Source organism: Ensifer aridi (assembly GCF_002078505.1).
GTDB classification, from domain to species: domain Bacteria; phylum Pseudomonadota; class Alphaproteobacteria; order Rhizobiales; family Rhizobiaceae; genus Sinorhizobium; species Sinorhizobium aridi.
The window spans coordinates 163,622-184,507 of record NZ_LUAV01000032.1 but is presented as its reverse complement, the minus strand read 5'-3'; the positions used below and the strand labels follow the sequence as shown (position 1 = coordinate 184,507).

At 63.2% G+C, this 20,886-nt stretch carries 18 protein-coding genes; 7 read left to right on the top strand and 11 right to left on the bottom strand.

What is annotated here, in order from left to right:
• Nucleotides 1–142 precede the first annotated feature (142 nt).
• From AYK65_RS23275 to AYK65_RS23265, 3 genes are read right to left on the bottom strand one after another with little or no spacing between them, the layout of a single operon-like run.
• On the bottom strand, nt 143–508 hold the full coding sequence (locus AYK65_RS23275; RefSeq protein WP_244560097.1) for a c-type cytochrome: 366 nt from the start codon (nt 506–508) through the stop codon (nt 143–145).
• Between the two features lie 5 nt (nt 509–513).
• Nucleotides 514–2,754 carry a xanthine dehydrogenase family protein molybdopterin-binding subunit gene (locus tag AYK65_RS23270; protein WP_139793323.1) on the bottom strand — a complete coding sequence of 747 codons (2,241 nt, stop codon included), beginning with the start codon at nt 2,752–2,754 and terminating at the stop codon, nt 514–516.
• 15 nt (nt 2,755–2,769) lie between these two features.
• Entirely contained in the window at nt 2,770–3,216 is a 447-nt protein-coding gene (locus tag AYK65_RS23265; protein WP_081161131.1) for a (2Fe-2S)-binding protein, read from the bottom strand.
• A 159-nt stretch (nt 3,217–3,375) separates the two neighbouring features.
• Here AYK65_RS23265 and AYK65_RS23260 point away from each other — a divergent pair, with 159 nt between their 5' ends.
• The 4 genes from AYK65_RS23260 (at nt 3,376) to paoC (ending at nt 8,345) form a co-directional block, all read left to right on the top strand.
• Nucleotides 3,376–4,272: a LysR family transcriptional regulator gene (locus AYK65_RS23260; RefSeq protein WP_026615744.1), complete on the top strand. Its 897-nt coding sequence runs from the start codon at nt 3,376–3,378 to the stop codon at nt 4,270–4,272.
• 284 nt (nt 4,273–4,556) lie between these two features.
• Nucleotides 4,557–5,192, top strand: a complete 636-nt coding sequence (gene paoA, locus AYK65_RS23255) for an aldehyde dehydrogenase iron-sulfur subunit PaoA (protein ID WP_026615745.1) — start codon at nt 4,557–4,559, stop codon at nt 5,190–5,192.
• Nucleotides 5,189–6,139: an FAD binding domain-containing protein gene (locus AYK65_RS23250; protein ID WP_081161129.1), complete on the top strand. Its 951-nt coding sequence runs from the start codon at nt 5,189–5,191 to the stop codon at nt 6,137–6,139. Before paoA ends, AYK65_RS23250 begins: the two co-directional genes overlap by 4 nt.
• A gap of 4 nt (nt 6,140–6,143) precedes the next feature.
• Nucleotides 6,144–8,345 carry an aldehyde oxidoreductase molybdenum-binding subunit PaoC gene (gene paoC, locus AYK65_RS23245; protein ID WP_081161128.1) on the top strand — a complete coding sequence of 734 codons (2,202 nt, stop codon included), beginning with the start codon at nt 6,144–6,146 and terminating at the stop codon, nt 8,343–8,345.
• Between the two features lie 73 nt (nt 8,346–8,418).
• Here the strand turns inward: paoC and otsA are convergent, their stop codons facing one another.
• The gene (gene otsA / locus AYK65_RS23240; RefSeq protein WP_026615747.1) at nt 8,419–9,804 is read right to left on the bottom strand and encodes an alpha,alpha-trehalose-phosphate synthase (UDP-forming); all 1,386 of its coding nucleotides are present in this window, start codon (nt 9,802–9,804) and stop codon (nt 8,419–8,421) included.
• Entirely contained in the window at nt 9,797–10,573 is a 777-nt protein-coding gene (gene otsB, locus AYK65_RS23235) for a trehalose-phosphatase (RefSeq protein WP_046117778.1), read from the bottom strand. The genes otsA and otsB overlap by 8 nt, the downstream gene beginning before the upstream one ends.
• A 339-nt stretch (nt 10,574–10,912) precedes the next feature.
• Here otsB and AYK65_RS23230 point away from each other — a divergent pair, with 339 nt between their 5' ends.
• The 3 genes from AYK65_RS23230 to AYK65_RS23220 all read left to right on the top strand — a co-directional run bounded on the left by AYK65_RS23230 (nt 10,913) and on the right by AYK65_RS23220 (nt 14,702).
• Nucleotides 10,913–12,013 carry a glycosyltransferase family 4 protein gene (locus tag AYK65_RS23230; RefSeq protein WP_026615749.1) on the top strand — a complete coding sequence of 367 codons (1,101 nt, stop codon included), beginning with the start codon at nt 10,913–10,915 and terminating at the stop codon, nt 12,011–12,013.
• Between the two features lie 25 nt (nt 12,014–12,038).
• Nucleotides 12,039–14,252 carry an amylo-alpha-1,6-glucosidase gene (locus AYK65_RS23225; RefSeq protein WP_026615750.1) on the top strand — a complete coding sequence of 738 codons (2,214 nt, stop codon included), beginning with the start codon at nt 12,039–12,041 and terminating at the stop codon, nt 14,250–14,252.
• Between the two features lie 144 nt (nt 14,253–14,396).
• On the top strand, nt 14,397–14,702 hold the full coding sequence (locus AYK65_RS23220; RefSeq protein WP_026615751.1) for a hypothetical protein: 306 nt from the start codon (nt 14,397–14,399) through the stop codon (nt 14,700–14,702).
• Between the two features lie 89 nt (nt 14,703–14,791).
• Here the strand turns inward: AYK65_RS23220 and AYK65_RS23215 are convergent, their stop codons facing one another.
• From AYK65_RS23215 to AYK65_RS23190, 6 genes are read right to left on the bottom strand one after another with little or no spacing between them, the layout of a single operon-like run.
• On the bottom strand, nt 14,792–15,301 hold the full coding sequence (locus AYK65_RS23215) for a DUF995 domain-containing protein (RefSeq protein ID WP_081161127.1): 510 nt from the start codon (nt 15,299–15,301) through the stop codon (nt 14,792–14,794).
• Between the two features lie 28 nt (nt 15,302–15,329).
• Nucleotides 15,330–16,283 carry a glycoside hydrolase family 26 protein gene (locus AYK65_RS23210; RefSeq protein WP_081161126.1) on the bottom strand — a complete coding sequence of 318 codons (954 nt, stop codon included), beginning with the start codon at nt 16,281–16,283 and terminating at the stop codon, nt 15,330–15,332.
• Entirely contained in the window at nt 16,280–16,888 is a 609-nt protein-coding gene (locus AYK65_RS23205) for a DUF995 domain-containing protein (protein WP_046117433.1), read from the bottom strand. Before AYK65_RS23205 ends, AYK65_RS23210 begins: the two co-directional genes overlap by 4 nt.
• Before the next feature lie 10 nt (nt 16,889–16,898).
• Nucleotides 16,899–18,749: a glycosyltransferase gene (locus tag AYK65_RS23200; RefSeq protein ID WP_046117434.1), complete on the bottom strand. Its 1,851-nt coding sequence runs from the start codon at nt 18,747–18,749 to the stop codon at nt 16,899–16,901.
• Nucleotides 18,746–19,732, bottom strand: a complete 987-nt coding sequence (gene galE / locus AYK65_RS23195; RefSeq protein ID WP_026615755.1) for a UDP-glucose 4-epimerase GalE — start codon at nt 19,730–19,732, stop codon at nt 18,746–18,748. The genes AYK65_RS23200 and galE overlap by 4 nt, the downstream gene beginning before the upstream one ends.
• Nucleotides 19,732–20,700 carry a UDP-glucuronic acid decarboxylase family protein gene (locus AYK65_RS23190; RefSeq protein WP_234706589.1) on the bottom strand — a complete coding sequence of 323 codons (969 nt, stop codon included), beginning with the start codon at nt 20,698–20,700 and terminating at the stop codon, nt 19,732–19,734. The genes galE and AYK65_RS23190 overlap by 1 nt, the downstream gene beginning before the upstream one ends.
• Nucleotides 20,701–20,886 lie beyond the last annotated feature (186 nt).

The window sequence follows — 20,886 nt, the reverse complement described above, 5'->3', positions numbered from 1 at the left end:
CCGCCATAATCCGCAAGGATTTATCGATATGGCGCATAAGTTCAGGGGTGAGAGCAGCATCTGAACATATTGATCCGTGATCCGCATGTGCCGGCGCCGACAGGGAACGACCACCGCCACCAAGCAGGTCAGTCCGACAGACCTACTGCGTTCCGAGAAACTCGATGATCGTCCGCCGTTCTTCAACATTGTTGTAACGCTGCGTCATCCGCGTGCCACGGACCATGGCAGTAGGATTGCTTAGGAAGGTCTCCAGCTGTTCGGGTGTCCAGGTGATCCCGGAGTCCCGAAGCGCAGCAGAGTACCTAAATCCCTCGACGGTGCCGGCTGCGCGACCGACCACGCCCTGCAGATTGGGGCCAACGCCGTTTCGTGGCGTTGCGATCTGATGGCAGGCACCGCAACGTTGCTGAAACAGCCTCTGACCCGGCGCGGCGTCCGCCTCCTGAGAGAAGGCAGGCGCCGCAACGGCTATGGAAAGAAGAGAGCCCAGAAGCGCTATAACCACGTATTTCAACCGTCGACTCCCTTGAGATCGAGTTTGGAGAGCGGCAGGCTCCGGGCGCGCTTACCTGCGAGAACGGAGACGGCATTTGCGACGGCCGGCGGTACGCCCGGCAAGCCGGGTTCGCCGATGCCGCCCATCGGGGCACCGCTTTCCACGATCCGCACGTGGACCCGCGGCATGCGATCCGGCGTGAGGATCGGATAGCCGTCGTAGTTGCGGGCCTGCGGCACGCCGTCGACATAGACGACCTCCTCGAGGAGAGCGGAGGAAAGGCCAAGGGCAACGGCCGAATTCACCTGCGCCTCGATGATCGCGGGATTGACGATGCTTCCCGGATCGATCGCCACCCAGACGTCGTGCACGATGATCTCGCCCTGCCGCTGGGACACTTCGGCAATCGTCGCGACCTCGCTGCCAAAGGGTGAGGCCATGGCCACGCCACGGGCGCGGCGCGTGCCGTCCTCAGCCGTGAAGGGTCCACGCTTCCAGCCTCCGGAGAGTTCCGCGACGGCTTCCAGCAGCGTTCTGTGCCGCGGGCTCTCGGCCAGAAGGCGATGCCGCAGTTCATAAGGATCCTGCTGACCCGCATCGGCCATCTCGTCGAAGAAGGTCTCGTAGAAGAAGTCGTTCATCGAGTGGCCGACGGAGCGCCAGAAGCCGATGATTGCCGGATCGTCCACGTGAATATGGGCGACACGCCGATTGGGGATGGCATAGACTTTGCCGGCAATGCCCTCGACGGCAGAACTGTCGACCTTGTCCGGCTGGCGACCGAACCAGCGGCCCGTCGGCCCTTCTCCGGCCGCGACGGCGGCGAGTGCTATCGGCATACCGTTGCCGTCCAATCCGGCGCGGAAGCGCACCGCAGCCATGGGCCTCAATGCGTCGCGCAGGAACTCCTCCTCGCGGCTCCAGATCAGTTTGATCGGGCGGCCAACAGCCTTGGCGAGCTGGATGGCCTGAGGGAAAGGATTGGCCGTCTGATAGAGGAAATGCCGCCCGAAGAAGCCGCCGAGCATCGGCGAATGGATGATGACCTTCTCAGGCGCGATCCCCGCCAGCTTCGCCGCCTCGGCCTGGAACATCTCGGGTGCCTGGTTGGGAATCCAGAGCTCGAGCGACCCGTCTTCCTTCCAACGTGCCAGCGCCGATGGCGGCTCGAGCTGTCCATGAACCAGATAGGGCGCGTCATAGGCAGCCTCCACCACCCGCGCGGCGCTTGTTAGCGCGCTCTGAACATCTCCCTCCGTTTCATAGGCGACGCCGTTGCCGGTCGCCGCCTTCAACTTCGCCATGTGCGCCTCGGTGGAGAAGTCGGCCGGCATCGCATGCGCTGTTCCGACGGCATCGGTCCAGGTCACCTGCAAGGCTTCGACCGCCATGCGGGCACGCCACCAGCTGTTGGCGACCACGGCAACGGCGCCCTGCAGCCTGTGAATGGAGTGGACGCCGGGCATTCCGCGCACGTCGGCTTCGTTCTGCAACGCACCCGGCTCGCCACCGAGACGAGGGCTGTGCTGCACGGCCGCATAGAGCATGCCATCAACCTTCAGGTCGATCGCGTATTGAGCCTTACCCGTCGACTTGTCGCGCACATCGAGTCGTTCGACCGGCTTGCCGATCCAGCGGAAGTCGGCGCGATCACGCAGTGCGACCTCGGTCGCGACGGGCAGCCCGGCGGCCGCATCCGCGATCTCACCGTATGGGATGGTCCGGCCCGAAGCGGCGTGCACCACGCGGCCGGGCTCGGTCGACAGCTCAGACACGGGCACGCCAAGCTGTGCCGCGGCGGCCTGCAACAACATCTGACGCGCCGATGCCCCGAGCCGGCGCATTGTCTCATAGCTCATGCGGACCGACATGCTGCCACCGGTAAATCGTCCGCCGCCGGTGAGGAGATAATCGGGACCGGGAGGTGCGCCCTCGACGACAAAATTGGCCGGATCGACGTCCAGTTCTTCCCCGACGATCTGGGCCATGGCCGTGAAGATGCCCTGCCCTCCCTCTATGAAAGCACTGCGGAAGAGGACAGTGCTGTCGGGGCGGATTTCCAGAAAAGCCGCAACACGCGTGCCGGGCGTGATGGTTGCGGCGGCTGCCTGCGCCCTGGCTCTCCCGGCCGGCAGAGTGACGCCGAGCACGAGCGCGCCGAGCGAGGCGCCGAGAAAGCCGCGCCGCGACAGCTTGAACGGCTTGCCCAATTCACTGGACATAATTTCGGAGGCAATGGGAGTCATCTCGTTCATGGCGCCGCTCTTCAATCAAGCCTGAGCAGCCTGCCGGACGGCAGCCGCGATCGCGTTGTAGGTCCCACAGCGACAGAGATTGACCATCGCTCCTGCGATGTCCTCATCGGTCGGTTGAGGGCTCTGCTTCAGGAGTGCCGTTGCCGCCATTACCTGGCCCGACTGGCAGTAGCCGCATTGCGCAACGTGATTGGCGACCCATGCCTCGACGACCTTCTGGCCAACGGAGTCTTCTGTGATGGCTTCGATGGTCATGATCTCGGAACCCGCAACGCTCTCTACCGGCGTGACACAGGAGCGCGTCGCCTGTCCGTCGACGAGCACGGTGCAGGCGCCACACTGCGCCAGTCCGCAACCGTACTTGGTGCCGGTCATCCCGAGTTCGTCACGAAGAACCCAGAGCAACGGCGTATCCGGCTCGATGTCGACCTGGTGCTTCGTCCCATTGATGGTGAGTTCCATGGCGGTGTCCCAAATCCAGTTTACGCGAAAACGGGTCTCGAAACAGGGAGCGGACTGTTTCAGCGGGGGACGCTAGCAAAAGCGATTCCTATGGATTAGTGGCCTCGTTTCTCTTAGATTTATCGATGAGAGCCATAAATCGAATAGCGAGTTCCGGCGATGGCGAAGGAAGACTTCAATGACCTGCTATGGTTCTTGGCCGTGGCAGAGGAACGGAGTTTCACGAAGGCGGCTGCCAAGCTCGGCGTAACCCAATCGACGCTCAGTCACACGATCAAGCGCCTGGAAACGCGCATGGGCCTCAGGCTGTTGGCCCGGACCACCCGCAGCGTCGCATTGACGGAAGCTGGCGAGCGCTTGCTTCAATCGCTAGCGCCTCGGGTATCCGCCATACGCGATGATCTCGCGGCGCTGACCGCGCTTCGTGACAAGCCGTCCGGCACGGTCAGGATCACGCTGTCTGATCACGCTCTAGAGCGCATAGTCTGGCCCAAACTGGAGCCGGTCCTCTCGCAATATCCCGACGTCAAGCTTGAACTTAGCGCGGACAATGGTTTGCGGAATATCGTGGAAGATGGGTTCGACGCCGGCGTCCGCCTTGGCGAGAGCATCGAAAAGGACATGATCGCGGTCCGGATCGGGCCGGACTGGCGCCTTCTGGCAGTCGCCTCGCCGCAATATTTGGCAAATCGCCCGTTACCGCGGCATCCGCAGGAATTGATCCAGCACAACTGCATCAACCAGCGCCAGACGACAGGGGGAGGGCTTTATGTCTGGGAGTTCGAGAAGGACGGACAAGAGCTGCGCGTCAGGGTCGACGGACAATTAACCTTCAACAGCTCCTACTCCATAGTCGACGCGGCCGTGAAAGGTCACGGCATAGGTTATGTGCCGGACGACCTTGTCAAGGAACACATCACGGCGGGGCGCTTGGTCCCCCTGCTCGAGGCCTGGTCGCCTCCTTTCGCCGGTTACTTCATCTATTATCCAAGCCGACATCAGAACTCCCCGGCATTCAAGGTCGTGGTCGATGCGCTGCGGTACCACGCCGCCTGATTTCCGGAAAAAGCGAATTTGCCGCCCGTCCCAAGGCGACATCCTGCAAAATCGGCCGTTCTGCCTGCCGCCAGCTTTCCGAAGCGAAAACAGAGTAGCATCGGCATTTATTGAACAGGGCGATAAGGCTTATCGGTCGGCGCCTACTAATCGCCCCTACTCAGCGCCCTAGCTGAACCGAACGCACAGGTGGAACGTTTCGCCGCTTCGAGGATTCGGCGTTTGCGGCTTGTTGGACAGCCGCGCCGCCCTTGACCTTCCATCATCAAGACATGGAGCTGGATATGCAAAGTCCTGGCGCACTCGAAATCTCGCGGCGCGACCTACTGGTCGCCTCCGCCGCTACCGTCACGGTGGCGAGCGCATCCTCGCTCGGTCACGCCCAGACGAATCCCCCCGCCGCATCTCAGAGCACGACAGTCGGCTTCACGGTAAACGGTGAGCGCCGCGAGCTCCGGCTCGACAACCGAACGACGCTTCTCGACGCGCTTCGGGAGCACCTGCATCTGACAGGCACCAAGAAAGGATGCGATCACGGGCAATGTGGAGCGTGCACGGTTCTCATCGACGGACGCCGGGTCAATGCCTGTCTGACGCTCGCCGTCATGCATGAAGGCGACACTATCACCACGATCGAGGGAGTGGGGCAGCCCGGTAACCTCCACCCAATGCAGGCCGCTTTTGTCAATCACGACGGTTTCCAATGCGGCTACTGCACGCCCGGCCAGATCTGTTCCTCCATCGCAATGCTCGAGGAGATCGCGGCCAATATTCCGAGCCATGTGACGAGCGACCTGACGGCGCCCGCCGAGATCACCGCCGCCGAGATCCGGGAACGCATGAGCGGCAACATCTGTCGGTGCGGCGCCTATTCGAACATCGTCGAAGCCATCACCGAAGTTGCGGGGAGGAAGGCATGAGAGCTTTCAGCTACGAGCGCGCATCTACGACCGAAGCGGCTGCAAAGGCCGCTGCCACCAAGGAAGGCGCGAAATTCATCGCCGGCGGCACCAATCTCCTGGATCTGATGAAGCTGGAGATCGAGACGCCGACCCATCTGATCGATGTCAACGAGCTCGGATTGGACCAAATCGAACCGACGCCGGAAGGCGGCCTCAGGATCGGCGCCCTCGTCCGCAATACGGATCTTGCTGCCGACGAAAGGATTCGCCGCGACTATCAACTTCTATCACGGGCCCTGCTTGCGGGAGCGTCTGGTCAGTTGCGCAACAGGGCTACGACCGCAGGCAACCTGCTGCAGCGCACGCGCTGTCCGTATTTCTACGACACCAACCAGCCCTGCAACAAAAGGCAGCCCGGCAGCGGCTGCGCAGCGCTTGCCGGCTTCAGCCGCCAGCTTGCGGTGGTCGGCGTCAGCGATGCATGCATCGCTAACCACCCGAGCGACATGGCGGTGGCGATGCGCGCGCTCGACGCCGTCGTAGAGACCGTTCAGCCGGACGGCACGCCACGCAGCGTTCCTATTGCCGATCTCCATCGCCTTCCAGGCGACACGCCGCATATCGAGCACGTCCTTGAACGGGGCGAGCTGATCACCGCAGTCGTCCTTCCTAAGCCGGTTGGCGGCAAGCAGATTTACCGCAAGGTCCGTGACCGCGCCTCCTACGCCTTCGCGCTGGTCTCCGTCGGGGCCGTCATTCAGCCGGATGGCACCGGTCGCGTGGCGGTCGGCGGCATCGCACCCAAACCCTGGCGCGACGAAGCTGCCGATGGAGAGCTTCCGAACGGAGCGAAAGCGGTCACCGCCAAGCTTCTCACAGACGCCCGTCCAACGGAGCAGAACGCCTTCAAGCTCACGCTCGTCGAGCGCACGCTGAGTGCGGTTCTCGCCGAGGCAAGGGGGTAAGACAATGAAGTTCGACACACCAGCAACGACGAACCCGATCGACCAGCTCAAGGTCGTCGGCCAGCCCATCCACCGCATCGACGGCCCACTCAAGACCACCGGCAGAGCGATTTATGCCTACGAGTGGCATGATCCGAACACCCGCTATGCCTATGGCCATGTCGTCGGCTCGGCGATCGCCAAGGGGCGGATCAGGTCCATGGACGTCACCGCCGCAAGAAGCGCTCCCGGCGTGATCGCCGTCGTCACTTCCGACGGCATAGGGGAACTGAAGAAGGGCGAGTTCAACACCGCCAAGCTCTTCGGCGGTACGGAGATCCAGCACTACCACCAGGCCATTGCCGTCGTGGTCGCTGAAACCTTCGAGGAGGCCCGCGCCGCCGCTCAACTCGTCAAGGTCGACTATGCCGAAGAGAAGGGTGTCTTCGATCTGGCGGCGGCAAGGGATACCGCCGTCAAACCTGAGGAGGACGAACCGGATTCCGCAGTGGGCGACTTCGATGGGGCCTTTTCCGCAGCAGTCGTCAAGCTCGACCAGACCTACACCACTCCCGACCAATCGCATGCGATGATGGAGCCGCATGCCTCAATCGCCGCATGGAACGGCGACGAACTGACGGTCTGGACGTCGAGCCAGATGATCGACTGGTGGCGAACCGATCTCGCGACGACGCTCGGGATCGACAAGGAGAAGGTCCACATCATGTCGCCCTTCATCGGCGGCGGGTTTGGTGTGAAGCTCTTTCTTCGCTCCGACGCGGTGCTGGCGGCGCTTGCGGCGCGCGAAGCCAAGCGTCCGGTGAAGGTCGCCTTGCCCCGCCCGTTCCTGATGAACAACACCACGCACCGCCCGGCGACGATCCAGAGAATTCGGATCGGCGCGGGGCGCGACGGCAAGATCACCGCGATTGCGCATGAAAGCTGGTCCGGCGATCTTCCGGGCGGTGGCCCCGAAGTTGCCGTTCAGCAGACACGCCTGCTTTATGCCGGTGAAAACCGGATGACCGCGATGCGCCTTGCGACGCTCGACCTTCCGGAAGGCAATGCCATGCGGGCTCCGGGCGAGGCGCCGGGCATGATGGCGCTGGAGATCGCGATGGACGAGATGGCCGAGAAGCTCGGTCTCGATCCGGTCGAGTTTCGCATCATCAACGACACGCAGGTCGATCCCGAGAAGCCGGAGCGGCCATTCTCGCACCGCGATCTCGTCGGCTGCCTGCGTACGGGCGCGGAGCGCTTCGGCTGGCAGGAGCGAAACAAACAGCCGGGCGGCCGCCGCGATGGAAATTGGCTCGTCGGGCTGGGTGTCGCATCGGCATTCCGCAACAATCTTCTGGTTCCCTCCGGAGCCCGAGTCCGCCTCGACCGTGAGGGTGTCGTCAGCGTCGAGACCGACATGACCGACATCGGCACGGGCAGTTACACGATCATCGCCCAGACCGCAGCGGAGATGCTTGGCGTGCCGGTCGACAAGGTTGCGGTCAGCCTGGGCGACTCGCGCTTCCCGGTTTCATCCGGCTCGGGCGGGCAGTTCGGAGGAAACTGCTCCACGGCGGGCGTTTACGCAGCCTGCGTCAAGCTGCGCGAGGCCGCGGCGCAAAAGCTCGGTTTCAACAACGCCGACGATCTCATCTTCGCAGATGGCGAGGTGAGGTCCGGAGACCGCCGCATGCCCCTTACGGAAGCTGCCGGCGATGAAGGGCTCGTGGCCGAGGACAGCATCGAGTTCGGCAAGCTCGCCGAGACACATCAGCAGTCCACCTTCGGCGCCCATTTCGTCGAGGTCGGCGTAGACGTGGCGACCGGCGAGACGCGAATCCGGCGGATGCTCGCCGTCTGTGCTGCAGGCCGCATTCTCAATCCGATCACCGCACGCAGTCAGGTGATCGGAGCGATGACGATGGGCGTTGGCGGTGCTCTTTCGGAGGAGCTCGTCGTAGACAAGGAACGCGGCTTCTTCGTCAACCATGACCTCGCCGCCTACGAGGTGCCGGTGCATGCCGACATCCCGCACCAGGAGGTCATCTTCCTCGACGAGACCGATCCGACGTCGTCGCCGATGAAAGCCAAGGGCATTGCCGAGCTCGGGCTCTGCGGCGTCGCGGCGGCCGTCGCGAATGCGATCTACAATGCAACCGGCGTGCGGGTACGGGATTATCCGATCACGCTCGACAAGCTGATCAAGGACCTTCCGGAACTCAGCTAGATTATGATGGTTCTGGTCGGATCGCCGCCATGCGTCCGCGCCTGGCGGCCCCGGCCGTCGACTGCCCGCGGCTTCAAGCCTGTCGCAGCCCCGAGAGAAACTCGTCGCACCAGCGATAGACGTCGTGCTCGCGAAGCCGGGTCATCATTGCGTTCCAGCGTTCCACCCGCGCATCCAGCGGCATGACGAGGGCCCTTTCGATGGCATTGGCCACGGCCTCAGGATCATAGGGATTGACGAGGATCGCTCCGTCCAATTCCCTGGCCGCGCCGGCAAAGCGTGAGAGGATGAGAACGCCGGGATCCTGCGGATGTTGCGCGGCTACATATTCCTTCGCCACGAGGTTCATGCCGTCGCGGAGCGGCGTCACCAGCCCGACGCGCGCCATGCGGTAGAGGCCGGCCAGTTCCCTGCGCTCGAGGGACTGGTTGATGTAATGCACGGGCATCCAGTCGATGGTTCCGAGTTCGCCGTTGACGCGGCCGGTCAGTTCGGCGATGTCCTTCTGCATCGCCATATATTCCGGAACTTCCGTGCGGGATTTCGGGGTGATCTGCAGCAGAAGCGTCTTACCGACGCGATGAGCGTTGGCGTGCAGGAACCGGCGGAAAGCCTCGACGCGTTGGTCGATGCCCTTGGAATAATCGAGGCGATCGACACCGATCGCGACGTCATAGCCTTCGATCCTCCTGTAGGTCATCCGCAGTGCCTTGTCGCTCGCGGATTGTTCGGCCAAAGTCTCGAATTCGGCAGTGTCGATGCTGATCGGAAAGACGCCGCAGCGGAAGACCCGCCCGTAGGCACGGCAGTAACCGCCTTCGAGCAGGTCGCCGCAGCCTTCGCGGCGCAGGCACTCGGCAAAATTGCTCAGGTCGTAATCGGTATGGAAGCCGACGAGGTCATAGGACGAAAGCCCGCGCAGCAAGGTATCGTAGATCGGCACGGTGAAGAGGATGTCCGCAGGCGGCCACGGGATGTGCAGGAAAAAGCCGATGCGATTGCGGCAGCCGCGCTTGCGCAGTTCTTCCGCCAACGGAATCAGGTGGTAGTCGTGCACCCAGATGACGTCGTCCTCCTGAAGAAGCGGCATCAGGAGGTCCGCGAAGAGGCGGTTGACGCGATAATAGCCGGACATCTCATGCCTGGCATATTCGGCCAGATCGACACGGCAATGGAAAATCGGCCAGAGGACCCTGTTGGCAAAGCCGTTGTAGTATTCGTCGAGATCCTTCTGGGCGAGATCGGTGAGCGCATAGGTGATGCCGCCGGCCTCCCGCACGCTCAGCCTCGGGGGCTCATCTTCCTTTTCTTCAGGCTTGACCTCTCCCGACCAGCCGATCCACAGGCCGTCTTGCCGCTTGAGCGCGGCGTTCAACGCAATGGCCATTCCACCCGGCGGAGGGGAGCCGTCCTTGTCGGGCAGCGGAACCCGGTTCGAGACCACGATCAGTCTAGCCATGGCCGTTCCCTGGCGGCCGGCACGCGACCGAGGCGAGAAGCCGACGCAACTCCGTCGGCGAGCCGAGCCGCGCCCTCGCGGCCGTCGGAGCGGCATCGTCCCCGATACGGATCGCCACGCCGCCGGCCGCGGTCGCCACCGCAAACATTCCTTCATCCGTCAGATCGTCGCCGATGGCGATCGGGCGCCGTCCACGGAAGGGTGCGATGGACATGAATTCCTCAAGGGCCCTGCCCTTGCCGGACTGCACAGGCTTCAGCTCGACGACCATCTTGCCCTGCTGCAGGATCCAGCCGCCGCCGGTGCTCACGGCCGCCTCTTCCATCAAGGCGTCGACCTCGGCCTTGCGATAAGGGGCGAGGCGATAGTGCAGGGCGATGGCCGCGCCCTTGTCCTCGAAAACCACGCCTTCAAGGCTCTCCGCGCGGGCATGCAGCTCTTCTTTCACGGCAAGGAAATCGGCAGAAACCGTCGCTTCGATAAATCGGCCGTCGGGCAACCGCATTTCGGCGCCATGAAGGCCGGCGACGGGAAAAAGATGCGGCTGCAGCAAGGCGTCGACGCGGGCGATGCTGCGGCCGGTGACCAGTGCTACGGCTCCGTCGAGTTTGGCGGCAAGCTCCGCCAGCTGGTTCGGGAGCTCGGGCGGGACGACGATCGCCTCCGGCGTCGGAGCAATGTCGAGAAGCGTGCCGTCGATGTCGAGATAGAGGGCCGAGCGGCCGGGTTCCCGCTCGATCATGGAGAGGATTTCCACGGCCGCCGCCATGGGCCCGGGGGCTGACGGCCGGTCCGGGCGTGCCGCTTCGCTCTCATCTTCCGTGCTCATCGCAAGCGATATAGGGCGCGTTCTTCGCAACGGCAACCGTCCCGGCATCGATTGCGCCGGTCGGCGGATTGCTCTTGAAGCGGTCGAAGCAAGGACTAGATCATAACTGTTGCGCCCCGGCCGCACTTTCCGCGGCGCAGGGGCATCGCACCCGGACGCGTGGCAGGTTCCTCTCCTTTTTGGCTCCGGTCCGGGGCCGGCGGCTTTTTGAAGCGCCGGGGATGTGCGGCCGGCGTGTCGTTGATCGTCTGAACTTCGCTTGATCAAAGGAGTTTGTTCATGAAGATCGCGCAAATTGCACCGCTATTCGAAAGTGTGCCACCGAAGCTCTATGGAGGAACCGAGCGGGTCGTCTACAGCCTTACGGAAGAGCTCGTTCGGCAGGGCCATGATGTTACGCTCTTTGCGAGCGGCGACTCGATCACATCGGCAAAGCTCGTTCGTTGCTCGAACATGGCCTTCCGGTTGAACCCTGCGGTTCAGGATCCGATCCCCTACCACATGGTGATGCTCGAAGACGTCCGCAGGCAGGCGGCTAATTTCGACATCCTGCACTTCCATATCGATCTTTTGCACTTCCCGCTCGTTCGAAGCTTGGCCAGCAAGTCCGTGACGACGCTGCACGGGCGGCTCGATCTGCCCGATCTCAAGCCTTTCTACGCCTCCTTTCCGGATGTTCCCCTGGTTTCCATTTCGGACGACCAGCGAAAGCCGATGCCGCCCGTCAATTGGGTCGGCACGGTATATCACGGGCTGGCGCCGGATGCCCTTCCGTTCACCAGGCACCCGAAAGGCGATTACCTCGCCTTCCTCGGTCGCATCTCGCCGGAAAAGCGGCCCGACGTCGCGATCGAAATTGCTGCTCGCGTCGACATGCCGTTAAGGATTGCCGCCAAGATCGACAGGGTCGACGAGGAATATTGGAGCCGTGCGATCGAACCGCTTGTCAAACGGCATTCGAACGTCGAGTTCATCGGAGAGATCAGCGAGCATCAGAAGGCCGAATTCCTCGGAAATGCGCGCGCACTCCTCTTTCCCATCGACTGGCCGGAGCCCTTTGGACTGGTGATGATCGAGGCCATGGCCTGCGGCACGCCGGTGATCGCTTTCCGCTGCGGCTCCGTGACCGAAGTTCTCGACCACGGCATTTCCGGCTTCATCGTCGACAGCACTGAGGAGGCGGTGAACGCGGTCCGCGATCTCGATAAGCTCGATCGACGAACGGTCCGGGCGACCTTCGAGGAGCGCTTCACCGCACGGCGCATGGCGAACGACTATCTCGATATCTATCGTAGCCTCGTCGGCGGCCGTCAAAAGGTCATGCCGATCACTGCAACGAACGGAAGCGGAACCCTCACCGCCTTCACCAGGATCGCCTGAAGAGGATGCGACGGAGACGGAAGCTATGAACGCCAAGCTTGCCAAGGCTTCGCAAGGGCCGGCCGAAGCCGCCCCCGACGAAGCGAATACGGGAAACCTCGTGCCTGCAACGGCCTCGCGCTACGAGCGAAGCTCCAGGTCATTGAAACACGGCGACACCTTCGCCGTGTTCGACCATAACGGCGATGCGCTCGCCTCTCCGGGCAATCCCGAAGGAATCTTCCACCGCGACACCCGCCATCTCTCGCACTTCGCGCTGACATTGAACGGTGCTCGGCCGTTGCTGCTGAGCTCCACCCTGCGAGACGACAACGCCACGCTCGACTGCGATCTCACCAATCCGGCTCTGGTGCTCGATCCCGGCGGCGAGAAGCTGAAGCACGACCTCATTCACGTGCGGCGCACCCGTTTCCTGTGGCAGGACGCCTGCTATGAGCGTCTCATGCTGCGAAACTATGATGAAGTGCAGAGGACGCTGAAGGTCGAGATAGCGTTCGCCGCCGACTTCGCCGACCTCTTCGAAGTGCGCGGCACCCCCCGGCAGCGCCGCGGCACGCATCATACTCCACTTGTCGGCAACGACCGGGTCCTGCTGGTCTATGACGGGCTCGACGGCCGAACCCGCAGCACGGCCCTGCGCCTCGACCCGGAGCCGCAGACGCTCTCTGGCCAGAAGGCGAGCTTCATCGTCACGCTCGCGCCCCACCAGGCGCAATCGATTTTCATCGAGATCGTCTGCGATGGCCGCCAGGAGAGTCGGAACCCGCCGTCCTTCACCTTCTTTCTGGCGCTTCGCGACGCCAGAAGAGCGCTGCGCTACACGTCCTCGCGGGCCGCCGCGATCGTCACCTCCAACGCCGTGTTCAACGAGGCGGTGAGACGCAGCGTCACTGATCTCCATGTGCTGCTCACCGAGACGCCGGAAGGCCCCTACCCTTACGCCGGCATCCCCTGGTTCAGCACCGCTTTCGGCCGCGACGCGCTCATCACCGCGCTCGAGACCCTGTGGCTCGACCCGGAAATAGCGAAAGGCGTGCTCAGACATCTCGCAGCCAACCAGGCGACCGACTTCGATCCCGCCGCCGATGCGGAGCCCGGCAAGATCCTGCATGAGATACGCTATGGCGAAATGGCGGAACTCGGCGAAGTGCCTTTCCGGCGCTATTACGGCAGCGTCGATTCGACCCCCCTCTTCATCATTCTTGCCGGCGCCTATCTCGATCGCACTGGCGATCTGCAGACGGTGCGAAACCTCTGGCCACACCTGCTTGCGGCGCTCGACTGGATCGACCGCTTCGGTGACCGCGACGGGGACGGCTTCGTCGAGTATGGAAGCCGGACCGCGAAGGGCCTCGTGAACCAGGGCTGGAAGGACAGCCACGACTCGGTCTTTCACGCGGACGGTAGACTGGCCCACGGACCGATCGCGCTTGCCGAGGTACAGGCCTATGTCTACGGCGCCTGGCAGGCGGCCGCCCGTCTCTCGCGCAAGCTCGGCCATGTCGAGGACTCGCTGAGGTTCGAGCAACGAGCCGACAATCTGCGCATCCACTTCGACAAGGTCTTCTTCGACGAGGAGCTCGCGACCTACGTGCTGGCGCTCGACGGCGAGAAGAAGCCCTGCCGCGTCCACTCCTCCAATGCAGGCCATGCGCTATTCACCGGCATCGCCTTCCCCGAACGCGCCGGAAAGATCGTCTCGACGCTGATGGCGCAATCATCCTTCTGCGGCTGGGGCGTGCGCACGATTGCCGCTTCGGAGGCGCGCTACAACCCGATGAGCTACCACAACGGCTCCGTCTGGCCGCACGACAATGCACTGATCGCAGCAGGCTTCGTGCGCTATGGCTTCCGCGCCGAGGCGGCCAGCATCTTCGAGGGCCTGTTCTCGGCGTCGACCTATATCGACTTGAGACGTTTGCCGGAGCTCTTCTGCGGTTTCGCGCGGCAGCGCGCCCGCGGTCCGACCTTCTATCCGGTTTCCTGCGTGCCGCAGGCCTGGGCGGCGGCCGCGCCGCTCTATCTGCTGCAGTCGATGATCGGCCTCGGCTTCGATCCGGACAAGGGGCACGTGACCCTCAACGAGCCGACGCTCCCGCCCTTCCTCGACGAGGTCGTACTGAAACGGCTGCGGATCGGACCGGGACTGGCCGACATAGCGCTCCGGCGTTCAAGGTCTCAAGTGGTCGTCGACGTCCTGGAACGCAAGGGAGGGGTGAAGGTGCTGACGACGAACTGACGGTCGCAGCACCGGCCTGGGACTCGTGTCCCCCACGCGCACCAGGCGAGATAGGTCAAGTTGTACGCTTTTTCTGCACGGCCATTTAAACCGTCTCGGCTACCGTGCTGCGCATCAGGTCCCGGAACCCAAGGAGTTCTAGCCGTGAAAGCGCAAACAAAGATTTTGACAGGGCTGTTCGGCGGCCGCAACGGCGCCGGGCAATACATTCTCGCTCTGTTCCTTGCGGCGATGGTGTCGGGATGTTCGTCGACGACTGTCGAGCGCGTCGAGACCTCTTCCGTGACCAGGCAGGTCGGCTATGCGGCACCGAGCAAGACGCTTGCGCCGAACAAGCCGGCCGCGACCCAAAGGGCGGTCAAGCTCGTGCGCGAGAGCTATCTCGGCCGCGCCCCCTATATCTGCACGCCGAGCGGATTTGGAAAGACGTCTCGCTGCTTCCTTCGATAGGGGGCGGAGTTGCGCCGCCGCGCCGGGGGCTCATCTGCGGAACCTGATTGTGCTCCGGCATCGGCACTGCGCAACTCCTTCGGCGAGCTTCACTCGCCGATTCGGGCCTGGATCGTCTCCAGCCGATCACTCACATAGTTGCCGCGGCGCAGCTTCGTGAATTCGTCGCCTGACCTTGGTCGTGCGTGCTTGAAGACGTACCACTCTCCATCGGGCTCGCGTTTCTGGTAGATGACGCCGCCCCGCTTACGGTGACTGAAGCAGGTGGTTGCGGGGGCGGAGCCGCTCTTGGCGTGCCAGTCTGCCGTGAAGCAGAGCTTTCCCGGTTCGGTTATGAACCAGCGGCCGACACCGTAGGACGGGGCGCCCTTCTCCCTGGACCAGGCGGTGAACCGGCGCTGCCGTACCGAGAAATAGCCGGCACCCTGTTTCCATATCCAGGACCTTTGACCGTAAAGGTTGTACAGTTCCGTATGCGTGAGCGGCGCGGTGATCTTGCCGTCCCCTCGCCGCGCCGCCGCCTCAGCGATGGAGGTGGCTCCGCCGATGCCGGCGGCAACGGCGACAACCAGCGATATTGGGCGAAGTATCGATTTCATCTCATGCCTCCTGTCGGGCTGCTGTTTGCTAGTTGATGGTTTCGCGGACGACCCGCCAGTCGGGCCGGCCGAAGCCGCGCGGCCAGGGATAGATCTCGTGGTCGTTGAAGTAGACGACTGCTGTCAGCTCCGGGAACTCGGCATGGCGCTCAGCAACGCTCGTCGCCCAGCTTTGCACATAGGAGGCATCCCCCTCGTAGCCGAGTTCTGCGACCATGATCGGCTTGCCGTAGTTCTTCACCCGGCCGTAGCCGGGCGCCAGTCGTTCCGAGAACGTCTGGTCGCGGCCGGTCGTGGCTCGATCGTAGGGCTGGTAGCCGAAAACCGAGAGCCCGATGATATCGACGACGTCATCGCCCGGATAAAAGGCCTCCAGCCCCTCGTTGCCCTTGGGGGACCACATGAATTTCGCGGTCTTCAGATGCGTCCGGCAGACGTTCACCATACGCCGGAAGGCCGCTTTGAAATCCGCGCCCCGCCAATGCGACCAGGAGAACTGGTTGTCCGTCTCGTCCATTTCCTGGCCCCAGCGGATGATGACCGGGCTTTTCAGCGCAGCGGCGGCGGAACAGACCTGAGCCATGTTCTCGTCGCGCTCGCCGCTGAGGATGGTCCTCAACAGTTCCTGCTCGCTCAGTCGCCATTCCGGCGACCAGGACCACGGCTCGATCGTGACCAGGAGGGTGCGTCCGCGCTCCCGCGCGTAGTCGTCGGCGAGCGTCAGCGTCGACAGATCGACATCCTCCCAAGGCAGGAAGAGATGCTCTATCTTGGAACTCCCTGGCTGGCCGAAATCGCCATGCGGATCGTAAGCCCCGAAATCGATCGACGCTTCCGTCAGCACTGGCCGCTTGTCCGACGGCGTCGCCATCGTCGGCGACTTCAGCTCCGGAATGCCGCGCGGGATAGTGGCCGCGAGCACGGTGCCCGAGAGCAGCAGGCCGGCGAACGAGAGGGCAATCGCCTTTGATTTCCTGTTCATTGCACACCTCCAAGCTCGTTCGCCTCTGCTTGCGGGCGAACGCTACGCGTTGCTGATTTCGTTTGCTTTTTGACGAGTTCCCGGATGGCCGGGAGTCTCGCACCGACCAGGTCCTCGTCGACCAGTCGCTTGAACTCGTCGTCGATGGCCGGCTTTGCATGTCTGAAGACGTACCAGCCGCCGGCGGGCTCTCTCTTCTGATAGACAGTGCGGCCAACTATCCGATGGCTGAAGCAGGTCTTGTCCTCTGCGGCGGCGCCTTGACTGTGCCAAACCGCCTTCAGGCAAAGTTGACCACGGTCATTGACGCTCCAGCGGCCTTCCGCCCAGGTCGCTCCCGTTTCCGACTGCGCCCAGGCCTTGAAGAGGCGGCCTTCGTCCTGCATGCGGCCGGCGCCGTTTTCCCAGTTCCAGGTTTTGTCCCGGAAGATCGAATAGACTTCCGCGGCGGTCATGACGCGTGCCTTCTTGGGAAGGACCTCGGCCGACGCCGAAGATTGGCAAAGGAGAACGAGAGCCGGAGCGACGCAAAGGGCAAGGCGCTTGATGAGCAGCAACCTGCCGCTGCGTCCCCTTTTATGATCGAGTGAAGCTTTTCCAGTCATGGTCCTCTCCTCAAAGTGCAGTGCCGTCGGACTGGACTGAAATCCAGCGCGGCCGAAAAACAATCTTGCGCAAGGCGGTGCCGCCCTGACCGGCGCCCGCCACGGCATAGCGCTCCTCGAAGAGGCGGAGATGCCCGGTTCCGAAGGCGAGCGCCTCGAGCCCATCCTTGCCATGCTCGGCAGTTGCGATGCCGGGCAGCGCGACGAGCGCCAGCAGCCCGGCGCCCATCGCCGGACGATAGAAGCGGGAGGCAATGGCGACCGCGTTCTCTCGCGAGTGCCGGGCGACGATGACCAGCAGAAGGAGGCAGTAGATCGCCGCATTCAGGATCGCGAACAGGTAGAAGCCCTTGGCCTTGCCGGCATCCTCGACGAGAAGAACCGGCAGCACTGCCGCAACGGCGAGAAAGACGTAGGGTGCGATCACCCGGAGGGGCAGCGGATCGACCTCCGAGGCTCCCTTCGGAGTGACGCGGAAATCGACGAAGGACCCGGTCAGCCAGTCACGCAGGGCCGCGACCGTGCCGGCAAGCGCCCAGGGCCACCGCGCAAAGAGGAAGAGCATGCATTCCCAGCTCAAGACCTTCGCATCGTAAGGCCGGAAGCAACCGCTTGCCCGCCAGCGATAGGCCAAGAGGACGAGAACGGTCGAAAGCGGTGCGAAATGCGCCAGAAAATCGGGATAGGTCACCGCCACGAAGGAGTCGCGAAGTGCAAGCGCAACGATCGGCATTGTGAACATCGACCCCATGAAGAACGCGAAGAGCGGATACCAAAGCTGCGAGAAGATGAACTGGAACTTCAGCCTGAGCGGCAAGCGGCCGACCAGACGCGGCGACCATTCGAGGAGCAGCATGACGAGGCTGCGCGACCACTGGAACTCCTGGGTCACGAGATCGCCGAAGGTGCGCGGTCCGTCGCCATGCGCGATCGCGTCTAGCGCATGCACGCCACGCCAGCCGCCCGCATTCATCATCAATGTGGTCGAATGATCCTCGGCTAGTTCCGGGCCGAGCCCGCCGATATGCTTGAGCGCTGCCGTGCGCACCGCGTAGTGCGAGCCGATGCAGAGCGGCGCGAGCCCGCCATTGTAGCCCGCCTGCAGAGCGCCGTGCATGCTCGCCTCCGCGTAGAGCCGGCCGCGCGCGGACCAGCTCTCGGACGCGTTCCGGTCGCAGATGCTTGGCGCCGAGACATAGCCCACCCGCGGGTCGGCGAAGGGGCGCAGCATCTGGAAAAGATAGCCGGGCTCGGGCACATGGTCGGCATCGAGCTGGGCGACGAAATCGTAGCGATCGTAGCCGTAACGATCGTAGAAGAAGGCGAGATTGCCTTCCTTGCAGCGCGTGCGTCTCGGCCAGGAGGTCCTGTGGTAGTCCGCCCGCCCTTTGCGGGTCGAGACGAGAACGCCGTGCCTGCGGCACCAGTCGAGCGTTGCCTCGGAAGGATCCTCGTCGGCAAGCCAGGTGTCGTGCGGCACATCCTGGGCAAGCATCGCCTTCAGCGTCTCGGACACGACCGAAAACGGCTCCGACGGCGCTTTGGTCACGACCATGGCGACGCGGCTGCCGGCCGGCAGGCGCAGCGGACCGTTCGGCTTCGCCGCCCGGTAGAAGACAATAATGAAATAGGCGGGAAGAAGGGTGACCCAGGCGAGGACTGCCGTCACGGCAAGGCTCCCCAAGGTACTGACATGGTGGCGCGGCTCGAGCCACCAGCCCCAGAAATGAATGAGGCTGGTGGCCCAGAGCCCGGCCCCCGCCAGATATTCCGCCCGCCGATATCCGGTAAGCACCGGCACGAGCAGCGGCTCGCCGGTTTTCGGGGTTTCTTTCCGTCGGCTTTCGGTAAGGCGGATCACGACCGTGCCTCCAGTCCGAAGAATGGCGCGGCGGTGCGGACGATCGTCCTGAGATCGGAGTGTTGCGGCAGGAAGCCGAGGGTTTGATAGGCGAGGCTGGCATCCGCATAGAGGACCGGCGGGTCGCCGGCTCGGCGCGGGCGGAACACGACCGGGACGTCGTGGCCCGTTACTTCGCCGACCATGCGAAGGACTTCCCTGATCGAGAAACCGCGGCCGGTGCCGAGATTCACCGCCAGGTTCTGGCCGCCCCTGACGAGATGTTCGTAGGCGAGCACATGAGCGCGCGCGAGGTCGGTTACGTGGATGTAATCGCGTATGCAGGTCCCATCGGGCGTGTCGTAGTCCGCGCCGAAGACCTCCAGATGCGGGATCTTGCCGGCGGCGGCCATGAGCGCCCGCGGAATGAGGTGGGTCTCCGGGTCGTGCCACTCGCCGAGGTCGCCTTCGGGGTCGGCGCCGCAGGCATTGAAGTAGCGCAGCGACACATAGTTGAGGTCGAAGGCCGCGGCGAAATCGGCGAGCACGTGCTCCGCGATCAGTTTCGTCCTGCCGTAGGGATTGATCGGTGCCTGCGGCGTGGCCTCGTCGATCGGCAGCACCTCGGGTACGCCGTAGGTGGCGCAGCTCGACGAGAAGATCACCTTGTTGAGGCCCACCTGCCGGCACGCATCGAGGAGCGAAAGCGTCCCGCGGACGTTGTTGCGGTAGTATTTGGCCGGATCGGCCACCGACTCGCCAACATATGCCGACGCGGCGAAATGGATGACAGCGTCCGGCAAGTAGTGTTCGAGCACGTCCGCGACGCGGACCGCATCGAGTATGTCCCCCTGGACGAAGGGTCCCCAGCGTACCGAGCTGCGATTTCCGGTCGTCAGGTTGTCGTAGACGACGGGTTCAAGACCCTCCAGGCGGAGAAGCTTGGCGGTGTGGCTGCCGATATAGCCGGCGCCGCCCGTCACGAGGATGCGTCGCGCGGCCATCAGACGGACTCCGGGACTTTCCGGTCGGACCGGGACAGAAGCTCGTCGAAGTAGCGGATGGTCTGTCCGAGGCCTTCCGAAAGTTCGACTTTCGGGCGCCAGCCGAGCTCCTGTGTTGCGAGCGAGATGTCCGGGCGGCGTTGGCGGGGATCGTCGACCGGGAGCGGCCGGCGGACGATCTTCGAGCGCGAGCCGGTCAACTCGACCACCCGTTCGGCAAGTTCGCCGATCGTGAACTCTCCGGGATTGCCGAGATTGATCGGGCCGGTGAGCGACGGCGCCGACGCCATCATGCGGATAAAACCGTCAATCAGGTCATCGACGAAGCAGAAGGAGCGCGTCTGCGAGCCGTCGCCATAAATGGTGATGTCCTCGCCCTTGAGCGCCTGCACGATGAAGTTCGAAACGACGCGGCCATCGTCCGGGCGCATCCGGGGACCATAGGTATTGAAGATGCGAACGATTTTGATCTCGAGGCCATGCAGCCTGTGGAAATCGAAGAACAGGGTTTCGGCGCTGCGTTTGCCCTCGTCGTAGCAGGAGCGCGGACCGAAGGGATTGACGTTGCCCCAATAGCTTTCGACCTGGGGATGGATGTGCGGGTCGCCATAGATTTCCGAGGTCGAGGCCTGGAAGATGCGGGCCCGCCGCCGCGCAGCGAGGTCGAGCAGGTTGAGCGACCCGACGACACAGGTCTTCATCGTCTGGATAGGATTCGCTTGATAGTGCGGCGGCGATGCCGGACAGGCGAGATTGTAGATCTCGTCGACGTCGAGGGCGATCGGCTCCACGATGTCGTGCGCGATGACGCTGAATGTGCCAAAACGCTTCAGTTGAGCGATATTGCGTCTCAGCCCGGTTGAGAAGTTGTCGAGGCAGATCACCTCGTGGCCGGCGCCAAGAAGATGCTCGCAGAGATGTGATCCCAGGAAACCTGCGCCGCCCGCAACGAGGATTCGCTTCCGCATTTCCCGGTGCCGCGGCGAATCACTCTCTTTGCCCAAATTTGAGAAAGTGTTTTTGAAGTTATTTCGGAAATAGTTCACGGAAAAACCCTCGCACTCTTTGCACTTTATTTGAGAAATGCTCCCCATCGGGCGCAATAATTAGGTAATCGAAATGGTGACCTTCAAAATTACCTTAAATCTCAGCCG

Bases quoted from the DNA above. Each gene is read 5' to 3' on its own strand.
- AYK65_RS23270 (WP_139793323.1), bottom strand. From the start codon at position 2,754: ATGAACGAGATGACTCCCATTGCCTCCGAAATTATGTCCAGTGAATTG.
- AYK65_RS23265 (WP_081161131.1), bottom strand. From the start codon at position 3,216: ATGGAACTCACCATCAATGGGACGAAGCACCAGGTCGACATCGAGCCG.
- AYK65_RS23260 (WP_026615744.1), top strand. From the start codon at position 3,376: ATGGCGAAGGAAGACTTCAATGACCTGCTATGGTTCTTGGCCGTGGCA.
- paoA (WP_026615745.1), top strand. From the start codon at position 4,557: ATGCAAAGTCCTGGCGCACTCGAAATCTCGCGGCGCGACCTACTGGTC.
- AYK65_RS23250 (WP_081161129.1), top strand. From the start codon at position 5,189: ATGAGAGCTTTCAGCTACGAGCGCGCATCTACGACCGAAGCGGCTGCA.
- paoC (WP_081161128.1), top strand. From the start codon at position 6,144: ATGAAGTTCGACACACCAGCAACGACGAACCCGATCGACCAGCTCAAG.
- otsA (WP_026615747.1), bottom strand. From the start codon at position 9,804: ATGGCTAGACTGATCGTGGTCTCGAACCGGGTTCCGCTGCCCGACAAG.
- otsB (WP_046117778.1), bottom strand. From the start codon at position 10,573: ATGGCGGCGGCCGTGGAAATCCTCTCCATGATCGAGCGGGAACCCGGC.
- AYK65_RS23230 (WP_026615749.1), top strand. From the start codon at position 10,913: ATGAAGATCGCGCAAATTGCACCGCTATTCGAAAGTGTGCCACCGAAG.
- AYK65_RS23225 (WP_026615750.1), top strand. From the start codon at position 12,039: ATGAACGCCAAGCTTGCCAAGGCTTCGCAAGGGCCGGCCGAAGCCGCC.
- AYK65_RS23215 (WP_081161127.1), bottom strand. From the start codon at position 15,301: ATGAAATCGATACTTCGCCCAATATCGCTGGTTGTCGCCGTTGCCGCC.
- AYK65_RS23210 (WP_081161126.1), bottom strand. From the start codon at position 16,283: ATGAACAGGAAATCAAAGGCGATTGCCCTCTCGTTCGCCGGCCTGCTG.
- AYK65_RS23205 (WP_046117433.1), bottom strand. From the start codon at position 16,888: ATGACTGGAAAAGCTTCACTCGATCATAAAAGGGGACGCAGCGGCAGG.
- galE (WP_026615755.1), bottom strand. From the start codon at position 19,732: ATGGCCGCGCGACGCATCCTCGTGACGGGCGGCGCCGGCTATATCGGC.
- AYK65_RS23190 (WP_234706589.1), bottom strand. From the start codon at position 20,700: ATGCGGAAGCGAATCCTCGTTGCGGGCGGCGCAGGTTTCCTGGGATCA.